A 15957-nucleotide genomic window follows, 5' to 3' on the forward strand; every position below is an offset into this window, starting at 1 on the left:
CTCCTCAACGCTGGTAGCGACTAATGAAGTACTCTATTTATTGACTGCTCATCTCTAAAACGACTGTAGTCTTCGGCTAAAAGTTGATGTTGATAACGGGTGTAAGACAATGCTTCGTTTGAAATGACGATCTGATTTTCTTTTTCGATAAGCTGTCCGCGCAATTGCTCTATTTGATCACTTTGCTGCGTATAGTTCAGGTACATCGCAACTAAACCAAAAATAGAAACAACGAGCGAAGCAAACAGTACGTTGTTGATGGTTTTGATTTGAAGATTCATAACCTCTCCTTGTCTCTTGCCAGACATCTCTAAATGAAAAGAACGTCTACAGACTAAGAGCACTCTGCTCTAAAACGCATTGAAGCCTATTGAGGTTGTTGTATATAAAAATAATTATAGGAGATGAGTAAAAAAAGAAGAGAAAACTTGAAGTATTTGAATACCTTTTTGTCATTGGCATTCAATACGCAGCGAGAGAGAAAACGCTCGCTGCGAAAAAATTAGCTTTGGAATGCGTCTCGGGCAGACACTTGTTCAAACCAGCGAGCGATGCTTGGGTACTTCTCGAAGACTTCAATACTCAAACCATTCACCGCAAAACCAATGAAAATATAACCGGTAATATCGACAACGGAAAACTGGTCTGTCGCGATGTATTCACTCTCTGACAAACGTTTATCTAAGGTTGGCAAAAACTCGAGGACGCGAGACTTGGATTCTTCACCCCACGCTGCCACACAGTTTTCACGATCTTGATAGATCGCCGTAATGTTGCGAAACGCTTGGAATGCCGCATAAAGGCCTTGGAACTCGACGACACGGTGCCACATTTCCACCTGTGCTCGTTCTAATTGATTTGCGCCAAACAGAGCTAAGTCATTTTCAAACGCTTCATCGAGATAGCGGCAAATAGCCACGCTTTCACAGATCGTTGTGCCATCGTCTAGCTCCAGTAATGGCACTTTGCCATTCACGCTTTTTTGCTTGAAAGATTCAGACAAATTATCGCCCTCACGCACGTTCAACGCGACACGCTCAACCTCTCCACCAATTTCCTTTAAAAAAATGCTAACTCGCTTACAACTTGGAGTCATTGCTGTTTCATAGAGCTTCATTTTGTATCCTTTTTCTTTTTCTAACCAATTGGTTAGGATATACTGTAGCCAGTTTATAAACGATCAGTCAAGAACTTCATTTCCAAAAAGTTGTTCAATAAGTTTAGGAGTGGTTTGAGAAAAACCGCTCAGGTAGGTACGCATATGGCAAGAAAAGCCAACTTCGATCGAGAAGAAAAACTCTTAGTCGCTATGGACGTTTTTTGGCGCAAAGGTTTTGCTAATACATCCATTTCTGATCTCACTGACGAGTTGAATATCAACCGCTTTAGCCTTTACAACACCTATGGTGATAAGCAGCAGCTTTACTACGAAGCACTGGATGCTTATCTAAAAAAAGTCTCGTTGCCCTCACTCACCGACTTAGAGAAAGACGGCGCATCCCTGCCAGAACTTGAGTCTTTCCTTAAGTCCTTTGCAGAGCTGCAACGCAAGCGAAGTTGTGGTTGTTTTATCCAAAATGCGCTTGTGGAGCATGCAGGCGAAGACGATGATGTACTGAGAAAAGGGCATTTTTTATTTGATCATTTAATCGACATCATTACCGATGCTTTGAAAAACGCACAGAAAGAAACATTAGTGCCGAAAACGCTCAAGCCAGAAGAACTCGCTCGTTTTGTTCTCAACAACATGCAAGGCATGCGCGTGCTTGGCAAAGCCAAACGTTATGCCGACTTGGATACGGCGCTTTCCTGCTTGCTGGTTTTGATTAGGAAGTGACATGTCGATTGAAGTGATAGCGGTACGTCTTACCAAAGGCATGGACTTAAAGCTGAGCCTAGCGAAATTGGTCGCGGAGCACGATGTCAAAGCAGGCTCGATTGCTTCATGTGTTGGTTGTGTCTCTGACCTCAACCTTCGTTTGGCAGGTGCAGAAAGCACGTTAACCAAACAAGAGCCATTTGAAATCGTCTCTGTGATGGGAACCCTGACGCCTGAACATCAGCACGTTCATATCTCGGTGTCTGATCGTGAAGGGCGAGTCTGGGGCGGACACTTAATGGAAGGCACAGTGATTGATACTACCGCAGAATTGATCATCCATTCTTACTCAAAACTTGAGTTTACCAGAGCGATGGACGACTCGACCGGCTATACCGAACTACAAGTGAATCCTTCCAAATAGTAAAAAGCTCCAGAACCATACTGTGGTGTCTCTGGAGCTTTATTCGCTTATCTCTTACGCTAAGAATTTACTCATATCGAGCAAGCTAATTTCGAGGATCATTCTTCGACTAAATAACAAACCTGATTATCGTCGACCGTTACTTGCCACGTTTTTAGACAGTGCGCATCGTCTTCCAAACACTGCCCACTCTTTAAACTGAAGTGTTGTTTGTATAGCGGTGATGCAACACACATCTCACCATCGATATCACCGAAAATCCCTCGACTCATCACATAAGCCTTACCAATTGGGTCCCAATCCTGAACAGCGTAAACACCGTTATCAGGAATGTAGAATAACGCGACATGCTCGCCTTCAATCAACACTGTGGCACCAATGAACGGCATTAGATCATCAAGCTGACACAATTTCACTTTGGTTAAAGCTGCCATTTACACCTCCTGTTTCACCGGAATACGCTGACCGCGTACACGCTGGTACGGTAAGACTTTACTGCCCGCCGTGCTGTTCAAGAAAGGACGGAAGCGTTGCAGTTTTTGAGGATTATCCAGCGTACTCTTCCACTCACATTGATAGGTATCTACGACTCGCGCCATTTGTTCGTCCAAAGAATCACATAGATTCAGAGAGTCATCCAAAATCACTTGTTTAAGGTAATCTAAGCCCCCTTCCATGTTCTCCATCCACACCGACGTACGCTGCAAGCGATCAGCGGTGCTGACGTAGAACATCAAAACTCGGTCAATCATGGTGATCAACTCTGATTTGGATAAGTCGGATGCAAACAAATCAGCGTGTCTTGGTCTCATGCCGCCATTACCGCAAACGTATAGATTCCAGCCGTTTTCAGTGGCGATCACCCCAATGTCTTTACTTTGCGCTTCTGCACACTCGCGAGTACAGCCCGATACGGCAAACTTAAGCTTATGGGGCGCTCGCAATCCTTTGTAACGGTTCTCTAACTCAATGGCTAAACCAACCGAATCATCAACACCATAGCGACACCAAGTAGAACCGACGCAAGATTTCACAGTGCGCACCGATTTGCCGTAGGCGTGCCCTGTTTCAAAACCAGCATCAATTAAGGTTTGCCAGATTTCTGGGAGTTGCTCTAACTGCGCACCAAATAAATCCACGCGCTGACCACCAGTGATCTTGGTGTACAGATCATATTGCTGAGCAACTTCGCCGAGCACAATGAGTTTGTCTGGTGTAATTTCGCCGCCCGGAACACGAGGCACTATCGAGTAGGAGCCATCTTTTTGCAGGTTAGCCATAAAGGCATCGTTAGAATCTTGTAGAGACTGATGCTGCGGCTCCATGATGTGTTCATTCCACAAAGAAGCAAACACAGATGCCGCTGTCGGCTTACAAATATCACAACCATGCCCTTTGCCATGCAGTGTGATTAAAGTGTCGAAGTCTTTGATCTGTTCCACTTGGCAAATATGGAACATCTCTTGCCGACTGAGCTCAAAGTGTTCACAAAGGTGGTTGTTAACCTCTACCCCCATAGCTGCCAATTGAGTATCCAATACCGACTTGACCATATTGCTACAGCCACCACAGCCAGTACCGGCTTTGGTGTTGGCTTTAAGGTCCGTCAGGTTGGTAGTGCCAGCTTGAATCTCGGCAACTAAGTCGCCTTTTGTGACGTTGTGACAAGAACAGATGATGGCGCTGTCTGGCATCTCTCCATCCAGCATTCCGGTATCAAACAGCAGATTCGCCGAGTGGTCTGGCAGGACCGTTTTGTTCAAATAACACTGTAAGAGCGCGTCGTAGTCGCTGTTGTCACCGACGAGAATCGCACCAAGCAATTGGGTGCCGCTCGCATCAACCACCAGCTTTTTGTAGATGCCTGCGACCGCATCTTGCAAGACCATTTCCTGTGCGCCTTCGGTTTGCATTTGTGCATCACCGATAGACGCCACATCCACCCCAAGTAGTTTGAGTTTGGTGCTCATGTCTGCACCTTTAAAACCTTCGCTCGACATTCCAGTCAAGACATCGGCGGTGGTTCTAGCCATGGTGTAACCGGGAGCGACCAAACCAAAGATCTTCTGCTCCCAAAGGGCACATTCGCCAATCGCGTATATGTTCTCATCGCTGGTTTGGCATTGGTTATTAATCACAATACCGCCTCGCTCGCCTACTTCTAGCTCAGCCAGCCTTGCCAACTCATCTTGGGGGCGAATCCCTGCGGAAAAGACAATCACATCCACTTCGAGAGGATCTTTGTCTTTAAACACCATGCGATGCTTAGCCGTTTCACCATCGCAGATTCGTTCCGTACCCGTTGAGGTGTGAACGGTTAGCCCTAGCGCTTCAATCTTGTCTTTCAGCACTAAGCCGGCACCATCATCTAACTGTACGGGCATCAGGCGGGGTGCAAATTCAATAACGTGAGTTTCTAACCCCAATAGTTTGAGTGCGTTTGCCGCTTCTAAACCCAACAAGCCACCACCAATCACTGCGCCTGTTCTTGCGCCTTCACATGCCTTCTTGATTTGTGAAAGGTCATCAAGCGTGCGGTAGACAAACACGTTGTCTCGGTCTTTACCTTCAATTGGAGGCACAAACGGGTACGAACCGGTCGCGAGCACGAGTTGGTCGTAACCCAGCACATCTTCACCATCAAGCAGAATGCGCTTTTGCTCTCTGTCGATGCCTGTTACTTGACTGCCAAGTACCAGTTGGATGCCATGCATGTCGTACCATTCTTGGTTACTCAGCATTAAATCATCATGAGACTTACCCGCGAACAAAGAGGACAACTGTACACGGTCATACGCGATAAAACGCTCTGCACCAATCACGGTAATTCGGTGCTCCAAATGCGCATTTTTCTGCACTAATTGCTCGACGAGGTGTTGCCCGACCATACCGTTGCCTACCACAACGATGTGGCTCAATGCGTTCTTTACTGGAATCGTTAAAGGACTGTTCATCGCTGCCTCCTTATGCCGTTTGCGCTGCGGTTTTGGGTTTGTCTTCTTTCGAAGCCGGAATCTCGACTTTGGATTGCTTCTCGTAAAGGAACTTCAGCACCGCTTGTCGACACTTCTGATACTGCGCATCATCCGCCAGTGCGACACGCTCACGAGGGCGCGATAGATTCACTTCTAACACTTCACCAATGGTTGCCGCCGGTCCGTTAGTCATCATCACGATTTTGTCGGATAGCAGCACGGCTTCATCCACGTCGTGGGTAATCATGATGACCGTGTTGTTTAGCTCGGCTTGAATCTTCATCAGTGCATCCTGCAAATGCGCGCGTGTTAGCGCATCCAACGCACCAAATGGTTCATCCATCAGCAAAACCTTTGGTTGAAGTGCCAGTGCTCTCGCAATGCCGACTCGCTGCTTCATACCACCCGAGATTTCATCCGGTTTTTTGTGCGCGGCATGCTGCATTTGAATCAACTCCAAATAGTGATTCACTTGCTCCTGAATCCACGCTTTGCCCTTTTTGCCGGCAATTTGTTTTACTGCGAGCTCAACGTTTTGATACACGGTTAACCAAGGCAATAATGAATGGTTTTGGAACACCACCGCGCGGTCGGGTCCCGGCCCTGCCACCTCTCGCCCATCGACTATCACGCCGCCGTCTGTTGGCATGTACAGCCCTGCGACTAAGTTCAAAACCGTTGATTTACCACAGCCAGAGTGACCAATCAGGGATACAAACTCACCTTTATTGATTTGTAAATCGACGTTCTTAAGCGCGATGAATTCGCCATCTGGCGTTGGGAATCGCATCCCTAAACGCGTTAGATCTAATAATGCTTTTTCCATGATCTTTTCCCTTATCTCAACGCTTGTTGTTTATTCCAAGACAACCACTTTTGAAGTTGCAGCATGCCTCTATCGAGCATCAAACCAATAAAGCCGATAGTGATGACCGCCACCATGATGCGACCCAATGATGCCGAGCTGCCGTTCTGGAATTCATCCCAAACGAACTTGCCTAACCCTGGGTTCTGAGCGAGCATTTCTGCCGCAATCAACACCATCCAAGCGATACCTAAAGAAAGACGTAAACCGGTGAAGATCATTGGAATGGCAGAAGGTAAAACGATGGTGCGAATGTGCTGCCACCACGAAAGTTGAAGCACTTTGCTCACGTTGATTAAGTCTTTATCAACGCTCGTCACGCCCACAGCAGTGTTAATCAGCGTCGGCCATAAGCTACACAGCGCCACTGTGAGCAGAGAGTTAATGAACGACTTTGCAAACATCGGGTCATCACTCACATAAGTGGCACTCACCACCATGGTTACGATAGGCAGCCACGCCAAAGGTGATACAGGCTTGAGCAATTGAATGATTGGGTTGAACGCTTGATACAGCCCTTGATTAAGACCAAGCACGATGCCAAGTGGAATCGCGATAACTGTCGCCAACAGAAAGCCCGCAGTCACAGTCACTAAGCTTGTTATGATTTGATCGAAGAACGTAGGCTTACCTGTGTAAGGACGAATCTTCACTTCCGTGTCTGGATTCTTGGCTAACTTCGCAGCATTGCGTTTTTCCTGACGTTCGGTAAACGCTTGTTCCTTTTCTCGCTCTTGCCAATGGTCATCGACAAGGTTGCTGAACTGCTGAAAAGTTTGCACAGGTCCCGGCAGCGTACCTAATGAAGTTTGCACTTCTCTCGCTGCTAAGTGCCACATTGCCAAAAAGATCAGCAAGCCAATGACGGGCAAAAGCACCAGCCGACTTCGGTTCACTACCTGCTTAGCAGGAAAAAGGGAAATGACATTACTAGACATACTCACTCCTAAGAAATCTACATCCTTGTTATTGCGGGCAGACTCACCTGCCCCCTGAATTTTTAGTAGGATTGCTCATCCTAAACCTTGTCTTTTCCTTTAAGCCCGATAGAGAACTTCTCTAGATACTTATTTGGCTCACGGCCGTCATAAACGATGTTGTCGATAAAGTGTGTTTGTGGTGCACGAAACCCATCTTCAACGCTGAAATCTGGGAAATCTTTTTTACTCAACACACCATCTTCAATTAACGCTTGAGCTGCTTGTTGGTAGATATCTGGACGGTAAACCTCTTTCGCCACATCCATGTACCAATCATCGGATTTCTCGCTTGAGATTTGTCCCCAGCGGCGCATTTGGGTCAGATACCAAATCGCATCGCTGTAGTACGGGTACGTGGCGTTATGACGGAAGAACACGTTGAAGTCTGGTACGTCTCGTTTGTCGCCTTTCTCGTATTCAAACGTGCCTGTCATTGAGTTGGCGATAACATCGGCATCGGCTCCCACATACTCGCTCTTCGCCAACATCTTCACCGCTTCTTGGCGGTTGGCATTGTTGTTTTCATCCAACCAATGTGCCGCTCGAATCAGGGCTTTCACGACACGAATGTGCGTGTTGGGGTTCTTTTCTGCCCATGCTTTGGACACACCAAACACTTTCTCTGGGTTGTTCTTCCAAATTTCGTAATCGGTCACGACTGGCGTACCAATGCCTTTGAATACGGCTTGCTGGTTCCATGGTTCGCCGACGCAGTACCCTTTGATTGTGCCCGCTTCCATTGTGGCTGGCATTTGTGGTGGCGGTGTAACACTCAAAAGAACGTCAGCATCCAATTGACCACTGTTATCGCCTGAGTCTGGTGCATAAAAACCTGGATGAATCCCACCAGCCGCAAGCCAATAACGCAACTCGTAATTGTGAGTAGAAACAGGAAACACCATGCCCATATTGAATGACTTGCCCTTGTCGCGATAACTGTCAACGACGGGCTTCAACGAATCCGCTTTGATTGGATGTACAGGTTTGCCATCTGGCTGCTTTGGTATGTGTGGCTTCATCTGTTCCCACGTGTCATTGGAAACCGTGATTGCGTTGCCATTCAAATCCATGCTGAACGCGGTAATCACTTCTGCTTTTGTTCCGATACCAATCGTCGCGCCCAACGGCTGCCCTGCCAGCATATGCGCGCCATCGAGTTCACCATCGATAACGCGGTCCAACAGCACTTTCCAGTTTGCTTGCGCTTCGAGCGTGACGTATAACCCTTCGTCTTCAAAAAAGCCTTGCTCATAGGCAACCGCTAGCGGCGCCATATCGGTTAACTTAATAAAACCAAACTTCAGGTCTTCAATTTCTGGCTCACCCAACTCTGCCTTTGCGCTAACCGTGGTGATTACCGATAACGAAATTGCTGACACTTTCAGCATCGAACTCCATTTCATTGGATTGCTCCCATAAAAAAAGCGCTACTACTCCGAAGAGCAGTAGCGCCGTTGCTAAGTCTGCAATTACCGCCATTGATAATTGAGATAAGCGATTCAACAATAAACCCGTTCTAACTAATCCAATTACTGTGCCAACTAATTTTTCACTTTAAATACAGCAAATTAGAGTTGACCCTAGTTACCAAACAATTGTATTTGCTTACTGTTAGTGCAACACGCACCACGGTAGAATTTTCACCATAACTCCAAAGTAGTAGAGGAAGTTAATCCATTAACTGCAATGCCGTAATCAGGTTCTTCGCAACTTGAGTAAGCGTTTGACTCGATTGCATTGCAGAGTTTCGCATTGCTTTGTACGCGTGTTCCTCATCTACATTGTGCACTTTCATCAATAAGCCTTTGGCTTTTTCCACCAGCTTTCGCTCTTCAATCTTGTTCGTCAGCGATTCAATTTCTGAATTCATTCTCTCGAACCGCTCACGTACCAAGGTTGCGTGGTCAATCCAAGGTTGAAGAGCAAACTCAGTATCATGAGGCATCAACACATAATCCATTTGGCTTGATAACCGATTGATATCATTAGAAGATAGTTGCTTTAGCACGATAAGAAGTGGTACCGATTTTTGTCGGCAGAAATCGACGATCAAACGCAGCTCTGCGGTTGGCTGCTGCCATCCAACCACAACTCTTGCCGATGGTTCTCTCCGTATCAGCGTTTCTAACTGTGCCAATTGGCTACCGATGATGTTGTCGTAATCTTTGCTCAATAAGCCGGACAATCGAGCTTGCTCTTGAAGGCTGTCACAGCAGACGATAATGGGTGTTTTTGACGTTGATTGAGTCATGCACATTCCTTGTTAATATCTCACTCACTAAAGGAGATAAAACAAGGAATGTGCCAACTCCGATTAACTGGCGATGAGATGTTCTTTGAAGAAAGCTAAGGTACGTTCCCAAGCAAGAGCCGCTTCCTCGGGTGCGTAACGTGCCGTTGAGTCGTTGTGGAAACCATGATTGACGTTTTCATACATCAAAGCTTGGTACTTCGCACCTGAAGCAATCAACTGCTGCTCGTACGAAGGCCAAGTGTCATTCACACGTTTATCCAACCCTGCGAAATGCAACATTAATGGGCCTTTCACTTGTTTTTGAATCTCTTCTGCAGCGGGTGTTCCATAAAAAGGTACGCCTGCATCGAGCTCATTTGGCATAACTGCTGCCAGCATATTGACGACATAACCACCAAAACAGAAACCAACCGCGCCAAGCTTGCCGTTTCCATGTTCGTGCTGTTTGATAAATTTAGCGGCCGCTATAAAGTCTTGCTCAATCTTGGCTCTGTCCATCTCTTTTTGCATTGCTCGCCCTTCATCATCATTTCCCGGATACCCACCTAACGGATAGAGAGCATCGGGAGCAAAGGCGATAAAACCATCTTTCGCTAGTCGTCTCGCGACGTCTTTAATGTAAGGGTTGAGGCCACGGTTTTCATGAATCACCAAAACCGTTGGTGATTTGATGGTCTTTTTCTGAGGCATCACCAAGTAACCACGCCCTTCACCATGCCCATTCGGCGACGAAAAGGTTTCGTACGTGGCTTTGATTTCAGGATCATTGAAGGAGACTTGCTCGGCAAGCACGTAATTTGGTGTCAGCGCGTCAACCAGTGCGGTCATGCTAAACCCTAGCACCGCAAGGCCACCAAGCCGATTAAGAAATTCTCGGCGCGAGATCTTTCCGTGCGCGTATTCGTCGTACCAATCGAAGGCTTCTTGCGGGATGGGGTGAGCCACCTTTTCACTTGACGTCGTGTGCTTTAGCATTATCCATGTCCTCATTTCTTATCGAAAAGTAAACCCATCACCGCAATGGTGATGTTTATGCTAACCAGCAAAGAGAGACTTGTGGTGATAAATTCATCACTGACGAGCATACACAAACAATAGATAAAGGACTCCGATCCAACAACTTTGTATCGTTAGGCAGTCATGCAATCAGTTCGCTGCGCAATACGACGCCCAGTACGAAAATGCACGTTCAAAAGCTTGTTCTCTGTCATGCATTTCAGCAAACAAGACAACCGTCATGGTAGCTAACACCGTGTTCGCCATTTGATTCATGTCGGTTTCTTCTGTACCAAATGGACAAACAGTAGGCATTGGCACCTCTGACAGCATTTGCTCTGTCCAGTAGTGAGATGTCACGCCACTGGGTTGACTAAGCCATACTGTCTGGCTCACTTTCGGGTTGTATTCTGACTCACCCGACTGGCCTTTAAACGACACCACAGCATGCGCCGTTTGGCCAATTTCGTACTCGACTTCAGCATGGAGCTGCTGAAAACCAGGATGGAAGCTACCACGAATACCGACTGTCGCCTGCCCCGGGTTCAGTGCTCGAACCACGGTATTAATCGGCGTTCTAAGACCATAACGATTCTTCCAACCAATCATGGTTTCTGCTTGCGGCGCAAACGCACTCAGCGGTAGATACACGATGTTTTGTGTTTCTAACACACGCTTTGCGTCTTCTGCTGATTCCGCTTTCTTGATCGCAAACTTATCAAGGTAATCTTCGGCGTGTAAACGACCAGATTGGCGGTCGTGATAACCGTGCATCAATACTTTATGACCGTTGTCAGCAAGGATTTTCGCTGCCAACAGGTGCCAAGGCTGACCTGCCGCCTCACGTTTGCCTGCGTAACATGGCCAGTCAATGTCTGCGCCAATGGCAGGCATGCGCGATTGGAATGCTTTCACAAAGCCAGCGATTTCTTGTTGAGTCTCGTTTTGTACGCGGATCAGCATCAATAACATCGCCATCTGATCATCGCCGCACTCACCGTTTAGGTATTCATCCATAACTCGAAACGCTTGGTCAAAGTTCAGTGGTTTTCTACCACGCTCGCCACGACCGACTGTTCTGATACATTCCAAAATGCTGCTCATATTCCCTCGTATTCCGTCACCGACTGTACGGTTTCTATTAGTTGTTCGCGCAGTTTGACAACTTCTCCCATCACAATCAATGCTGGGCTGATGCCTTTGAGTGTAATCGATAACTCATTGAGCTGATTGAGTTGGGTAACATGAACTTGTTGTTGAGGGCTGCAGCCATGAGTGATGACCGCGACAGGGAAATTTTCTCTCATACCAGAGCTAATTAAACCCGTTTGTATTTGCGATGACTTTTCTAATCCCATGTAGAACACCAATGTTTGGCCGCTTTGCATCAGTTGGCTCCAAGCATCAAATGCGCCCGTAACCACTTGCCCTGTTACAAAGGTAACGCTGCGAGCAACACCACGATGAGTCAGCGGAATCAAGCTGTTGGCCGAACAACCAATCGCTGCAGTAATTCCCGGAATGACTTCATAAGCGATTGAGTGTTTGACGAGTGCAAACGCCTCTTCGCCTCCACGGCCAAATACAAAAGGATCTCCCCCTTTTAAGCGCACAACTCGCTTTCCTTGTTGAGCGAGCGATACCATCAAGTCACAGATTTCTTCCTGACCTATACTAGGTTGTCCGCATCGTTTGCCCACGTAAATCCAATCGGCTTGTGGCGAAGCCAACTCCAAAATATCTTTGTTAACCAGACGGTCGTACAACAGCACCTCTGCTGACATAATCGCTTTTACAGCCTTTATTGTTAACAAGTCTGGATCGTGCGGGCCTGCTCCGACAATCGACACAAAACCTTTGTGGTTCACATCTAGATCTACGGATTGGTCTTCTAAAAGTTGGTTCAGTTTGCTTGCTTGGTCATGCCTAGAAAAGCGAGACGAACGTACTTGATTCTGATCCGCTTGTCCTTTCTTAAACCAAGACTTTTGATAAGGCGCTTCCATGTGCTTATCCTCTTTGTGACTTACTTTATTTGAATCGCCAGACTTTGCTGGCTCGCTTGCTGTTTGCCCTTTTGATGCTGATGACTGTCGACCATCTGTTTGATTTGAGAAACGCACGAGCCACAGTTAGTACCGCATTTGAGTTTGTTTTGAAGTTGGGTCACTGACGTGCAGTCTTGTTTCTCCATCTCGTCATGTATTTGTTTATCAGTGACGCGGAAACAACTACAGATCAGTTTGGCGCTGCTTTGCGATTGAGTGATGGTAAGCAGTTGCGATAGCTCCATCGGCTTGCCAATCAAGCCGGTAAAGTTGGTGTAGTCGGTTTGAATCGGTTCGCTAGACACCACCAAAACCGAACGAATGATACGAACGTCTCCAACAAGGTCGTAATCCACCGCTAGCCAACCTTGGGCAATATCTATCGCAATTCTGCGGCTCTTTTCCGTTCGACAAAAACTCTGCTTTTTTGGTCGTTTATCGTGCGCAAAGCGCCAGATGCCCAAATTACTTTCTGCTTGAAATGCGCTGTAGAGAAACTTGCTGGAATCAAACTGTGTCCCGATGAACATACCGTAGGTTTTTACCGCTGCGTCTTGCACTTCAACATAAGACGACTTAAACGCAGGTTGCCCAGAAATAGGGTCTTTTGCGCTGTTTACTATCGCGTTAACACTGCTTTCACCGCCATATCGACCCGCCCAGTGCATTGACATAAACAGCTCCTGAAAACCTAAACCTTCATCAATGGCAACTTTGGCATAAATACTGGTGTTTGAAGTAGGCTGGAACAGCTTGGTGAGTTGTCCTGCTTTTAAACGATTTTGAGTGGCAGAGAGTGTGTTCATGTACACGGTTGGTTCTAACTCAGAGGCGGCAAGGTGTGCAATATGGCCTGTACGTGTCATGGTGTGCCATTGATCTCGTTGTCTACCCGTATTAAGCCACCAGCCTTTCGTTCTGGCTAAACTCGTTGGAGATTCACTGGCCACGACAAAACGCGCTTTACCATCTGGGTGCGAATAGACACCATCAGCAAAAGGACGCTCTCCTCCCCATTGTGTTGGCACCCACTCTTCGTATTCTTGCTCGGTTAAGTTCGCGTATTGAAAAAGATCTAGCTTCAATGGTGAATCTGCATTCATACCTGTCATCGCCGCATATTCCTTGAATACCGCCAGCTCAGAAGTAAACGCAAAGCCACTTTGTGTCTTTTCCAATGCACACAGAGCTTGTCCGACTTGACTTATCGCCCACCAATCTGACTTTGCTTCACCGGGAGGTGTTTGAAACTGGCGCTGCCTAGAAAGTCGACGCTCAGAGTTAGTTACCATCCCCTGTTTTTCACCCCATCCAGCCGCCGGAAGCACCAAGTCGGCGTAACGCGCAACATCCGACTCAGCGGTAATATCCGAGACAATCACAAACGGACAGCGTTCTAGCGCCCTCTTAACAAACTGATTGTCTGGCAAAGAGACAACGGGGTTGGTCGCCATGATCCACAGAACTTTAATCTCACCACGCTCAACCGCTTCAAACAGTTCAACCGCTTTTAGCCCCGGTTTTGTAGCGATTTCTGGTGACTCCCAAAACGCCTGCACTTGCTTGATAGACCCTGCGTCAAAAGCGCGATGAACCGCTAACTGGTTTGCCAAACCACCGACTTCTCGCCCACCCATTGCATTAGGTTGCCCGGTAATGGAAAACGGGCCACAGCCCACCCTGCCAATTTTACCCGTTGCTAAATGCGCATTGATGATCGCATTGCCTTTATCGACACCATTTTCGGCTTGGTTAACCCCTTGGCAAAAAAGCGTAATCGCAGTCGGGCTGTGGGCAAACCATTGGAAAAACGTTGTGAGTTTGTCTTGTGAAACGCCTACATCAGTTGCTAAATTAGTGACATCGTAACGTTGTTGAGTTACTTCTCTCGCTATCGCATCAAAGCCATCGGTATGAGATTGAATGTATTGAGAATCAAGACATGGCTGATCGATAAGAAATTTAAGTAGACCGTTAAACAATGAAACGTCGCCGTCGTTTTTTATCGCTAAATGTAAATCGGCTTGCTGCGCCGTAACAGTTTCTCGTGGATCGATCACCACTAACTTGAGACTTGGATTGTTCTCTCTCGCTTGTTGAATACGACGAAATAACACCGGGTGCGTCCATGCCGTATTCGCTCCGCAAATAATCAGTAATTCCGTGCTATCAATGTCGTCGTAATTGACGGGAACGACATCTTCGCCAAATGCTCGTACATGAGCCGCAACCGCCGAAGACATACACAAACGGGAGTTCGTATCGATATTAGCGCTGCCGACGTACCCTTTCATCAGCTTGTTAGCAACGTAATAGTCTTCCGTTAATAACTGACCTGACACATACATCGCGACGGAATCAGGCCCAAACTCCGCTTTAGCTTGATGGATCTTTTCAGCAATCATGTTTGTGGCTTGCGACCAGTGAATTTCTTTACCTTGTGGCCGCTCCTTGGTGACAAGCTTCGGATACAAAAGGCGTGATGGCATGTTTAAGCTTTCAGCCAACGCAACACCTTTCACACATAAGGCTCCCGCGTTCGCAGGATGGTTATCGTCCCCAACAATTCCTTTTGAGTTTACTTCAACCCCGCATCCTACCCCGCAATAAGGACAGGTCGTTTTTCTGCATCCTTGCGACATTACGCCTCCTGCTATTAACCAACACGACTTACAAACCCAACCATGCGAGCAAAAAAAAGCCTCTCCAAACTGGAGAGGCTGCAATGCCTTTAACGCTGTAAGTACATTTTTAAAAAGTAATACCCTAACCCGCATCTCCGCCTGCTCTGGAGAGCGGTCATCGAGTTAACGATGAACATTCTACAAATAGCAAACAAAGTGCCAATAATGAAAATGCTTTAATTACAAGGCATTATGAAAAATGATGAACGGCACATTTTTAAATCCGCACATTTTAAGTGCAGATTGGACTCATTTCTGTGCAGGCCTACTTTACGAATTCCATCACCAAACGGGATTCTTCATCACCGAAGTAGTTCGCTTCTTCTTCTAGTACGGTAAAACCCATAGATTGATAGAGAGACAATGCAGGTTGGTTGAGAGGGTCAACCGTCAGTTTAACACTAGAACCTTCGGCCAGAGGTGCCATCACCCGCTCAACTAATGATCTCGCGATTCCTCGACCGCGAAATTCGGAATTTACGGCTAGCGACATTATCCAATAGTGCTTCGCGACATTGCTGGTGGTTAAAAGCACATAACCAGCAACTGCTTCTCCTTCCTTTGCAACTAACAAGCTTTCACCCCAACAATCGTACGCTTGTCGTATAAAAAACTGAGGATACGAATGTTCTCCAAACAACTTGTTTTCTAAAGCATAAACAGCGGCTAAATCTTCTTTACGCGCAGACAAAATGTCCATCTCAACTCTACTCCTAAACTCCTTTGTTTGCGGCAATATAGAGGAATCCTTCGTTAAACCCAACTTTTGCTGTCAACTCAAACAGTTGGAGCGGAACACTTTCCTTGCCCTCATCCATAGCAAATACCACCATGGATACATTTTAACCACAAAATCTAAAACCAAAAAATATTGAAAATTTGGTAAATAACTTCAATTTACACACCAAAGTA

15 protein-coding genes are annotated in these 15957 nt (G+C 46.7%); 2 read left to right on the top strand and 13 right to left on the bottom strand.

The window, feature by feature from the left end; genetic code table 11:
- Positions 1-20: 20 nt before the first annotated feature.
- Together ACF8OV_RS21840 and ACF8OV_RS21845 are read right to left on the bottom strand one after the other, a co-directional pair.
- A complete protein-coding gene (locus tag ACF8OV_RS21840) occupies positions 21-281 on the bottom strand; it encodes a hypothetical protein (RefSeq protein ID WP_021452285.1) in 261 nt (86 codons plus the stop codon).
- 221 nt (positions 282-502) lie between these two features.
- Positions 503-1117, bottom strand: coding sequence for a glutathione S-transferase (locus ACF8OV_RS21845; protein WP_025520255.1), 615 nt, complete (start codon positions 1115-1117; stop codon positions 503-505).
- Positions 1118-1261: 144 nt separating this feature from the next.
- Here ACF8OV_RS21845 and ACF8OV_RS21850 point away from each other — a divergent pair, with 144 nt between their 5' ends.
- A complete protein-coding gene (locus ACF8OV_RS21850) occupies positions 1262-1837 on the top strand; it encodes a TetR/AcrR family transcriptional regulator (RefSeq protein ID WP_015313322.1) in 576 nt (191 codons plus the stop codon).
- 1 nt (position 1838) lies between these two features.
- Complete coding sequence (locus tag ACF8OV_RS21855; protein WP_015313323.1) at positions 1839-2243, top strand: PPC domain-containing DNA-binding protein; 405 nt, start codon at positions 1839-1841, stop codon at positions 2241-2243.
- Between the two features lie 98 nt (positions 2244-2341).
- Here ACF8OV_RS21855 and nirD read toward each other — a convergent pair whose 3' ends face one another.
- The 11 genes from nirD to ACF8OV_RS21910 form a co-directional block, all read right to left on the bottom strand.
- Positions 2342-2677 (bottom strand): nitrite reductase small subunit NirD, encoded by a 336-nt coding sequence (gene nirD, locus ACF8OV_RS21860; RefSeq protein ID WP_025520257.1) that lies wholly within the window; start codon positions 2675-2677, stop codon positions 2342-2344.
- Positions 2678-5197, bottom strand: coding sequence for a nitrite reductase large subunit NirB (gene nirB, locus ACF8OV_RS21865; RefSeq protein WP_203504067.1), 2520 nt, complete (start codon positions 5195-5197; stop codon positions 2678-2680). It abuts the gene before it with no gap.
- A gap of 10 nt (positions 5198-5207) precedes the next feature.
- Positions 5208-6044 (bottom strand): ABC transporter ATP-binding protein, encoded by an 837-nt coding sequence (locus ACF8OV_RS21870; protein ID WP_203504070.1) that lies wholly within the window; start codon positions 6042-6044, stop codon positions 5208-5210.
- An 11-nt stretch (positions 6045-6055) separates the two neighbouring features.
- A complete protein-coding gene (locus ACF8OV_RS21875; RefSeq protein WP_071652909.1) occupies positions 6056-7021 on the bottom strand; it encodes an ABC transporter permease in 966 nt (321 codons plus the stop codon).
- Between the two features lie 80 nt (positions 7022-7101).
- A complete protein-coding gene (locus ACF8OV_RS21880; protein WP_023623628.1) occupies positions 7102-8466 on the bottom strand; it encodes a CmpA/NrtA family ABC transporter substrate-binding protein in 1365 nt (454 codons plus the stop codon).
- A gap of 266 nt (positions 8467-8732) precedes the next feature.
- The gene (locus ACF8OV_RS21885) at positions 8733-9314 is read right to left on the bottom strand and encodes an ANTAR domain-containing response regulator (protein ID WP_025500874.1); all 582 of its coding nucleotides are present in this window, start codon (positions 9312-9314) and stop codon (positions 8733-8735) included.
- 63 nt (positions 9315-9377) lie between these two features.
- Complete coding sequence (locus ACF8OV_RS21890; protein WP_203504276.1) at positions 9378-10295, bottom strand: dienelactone hydrolase family protein; 918 nt, start codon at positions 10293-10295, stop codon at positions 9378-9380.
- Between the two features lie 168 nt (positions 10296-10463).
- Positions 10464-11417 (bottom strand): glycosyl transferase family protein, encoded by a 954-nt coding sequence (locus tag ACF8OV_RS21895; RefSeq protein ID WP_047725604.1) that lies wholly within the window; start codon positions 11415-11417, stop codon positions 10464-10466.
- Complete coding sequence (cobA, locus tag ACF8OV_RS21900; RefSeq protein WP_203504072.1) at positions 11414-12319, bottom strand: uroporphyrinogen-III C-methyltransferase; 906 nt, start codon at positions 12317-12319, stop codon at positions 11414-11416. Before cobA ends, ACF8OV_RS21895 begins: the two co-directional genes overlap by 4 nt.
- A 20-nt stretch (positions 12320-12339) precedes the next feature.
- Positions 12340-15003, bottom strand: coding sequence for a nitrate reductase (locus ACF8OV_RS21905; protein WP_203504075.1), 2664 nt, complete (start codon positions 15001-15003; stop codon positions 12340-12342).
- 307 nt (positions 15004-15310) lie between these two features.
- Complete coding sequence (locus ACF8OV_RS21910) at positions 15311-15745, bottom strand: GNAT family N-acetyltransferase (RefSeq protein WP_005499071.1); 435 nt, start codon at positions 15743-15745, stop codon at positions 15311-15313.
- Positions 15746-15957 lie beyond the last annotated feature (212 nt).

Origin of the sequence: Vibrio sp. GLN_1 (assembly GCF_043106015.1) — a bacterium.
GTDB lineage: Bacteria > Pseudomonadota > Gammaproteobacteria > Enterobacterales > Vibrionaceae > Vibrio > Vibrio parahaemolyticus.

What these genes read in the sequence shown, in the direction of transcription:
- ACF8OV_RS21840 (WP_021452285.1), bottom strand. Translation starts at nt 281, where the DNA reads ATGAATCTTCAAATCAAAACCATCAACAACGTACTGTTTGCTTCGCTC.
- ACF8OV_RS21845 (WP_025520255.1), bottom strand. Translation starts at nt 1,117, where the DNA reads ATGAAGCTCTATGAAACAGCAATGACTCCAAGTTGTAAGCGAGTTAGC.
- ACF8OV_RS21850 (WP_015313322.1), top strand. Translation starts at nt 1,262, where the DNA reads ATGGCAAGAAAAGCCAACTTCGATCGAGAAGAAAAACTCTTAGTCGCT.
- ACF8OV_RS21855 (WP_015313323.1), top strand. Translation starts at nt 1,839, where the DNA reads ATGTCGATTGAAGTGATAGCGGTACGTCTTACCAAAGGCATGGACTTA.
- nirD (WP_025520257.1), bottom strand. Translation starts at nt 2,677, where the DNA reads ATGGCAGCTTTAACCAAAGTGAAATTGTGTCAGCTTGATGATCTAATG.
- nirB (WP_203504067.1), bottom strand. Translation starts at nt 5,197, where the DNA reads ATGAACAGTCCTTTAACGATTCCAGTAAAGAACGCATTGAGCCACATC.
- ACF8OV_RS21870 (WP_203504070.1), bottom strand. Translation starts at nt 6,044, where the DNA reads ATGGAAAAAGCATTATTAGATCTAACGCGTTTAGGGATGCGATTCCCA.
- ACF8OV_RS21875 (WP_071652909.1), bottom strand. Translation starts at nt 7,021, where the DNA reads ATGTCTAGTAATGTCATTTCCCTTTTTCCTGCTAAGCAGGTAGTGAAC.
- ACF8OV_RS21880 (WP_023623628.1), bottom strand. Translation starts at nt 8,466, where the DNA reads ATGAAATGGAGTTCGATGCTGAAAGTGTCAGCAATTTCGTTATCGGTA.
- ACF8OV_RS21885 (WP_025500874.1), bottom strand. Translation starts at nt 9,314, where the DNA reads ATGACTCAATCAACGTCAAAAACACCCATTATCGTCTGCTGTGACAGC.
- ACF8OV_RS21895 (WP_047725604.1), bottom strand. Translation starts at nt 11,417, where the DNA reads ATGAGCAGCATTTTGGAATGTATCAGAACAGTCGGTCGTGGCGAGCGT.
- cobA (WP_203504072.1), bottom strand. Translation starts at nt 12,319, where the DNA reads ATGGAAGCGCCTTATCAAAAGTCTTGGTTTAAGAAAGGACAAGCGGAT.
- ACF8OV_RS21905 (WP_203504075.1), bottom strand. Translation starts at nt 15,003, where the DNA reads ATGTCGCAAGGATGCAGAAAAACGACCTGTCCTTATTGCGGGGTAGGA.
- ACF8OV_RS21910 (WP_005499071.1), bottom strand. Translation starts at nt 15,745, where the DNA reads ATGGACATTTTGTCTGCGCGTAAAGAAGATTTAGCCGCTGTTTATGCT.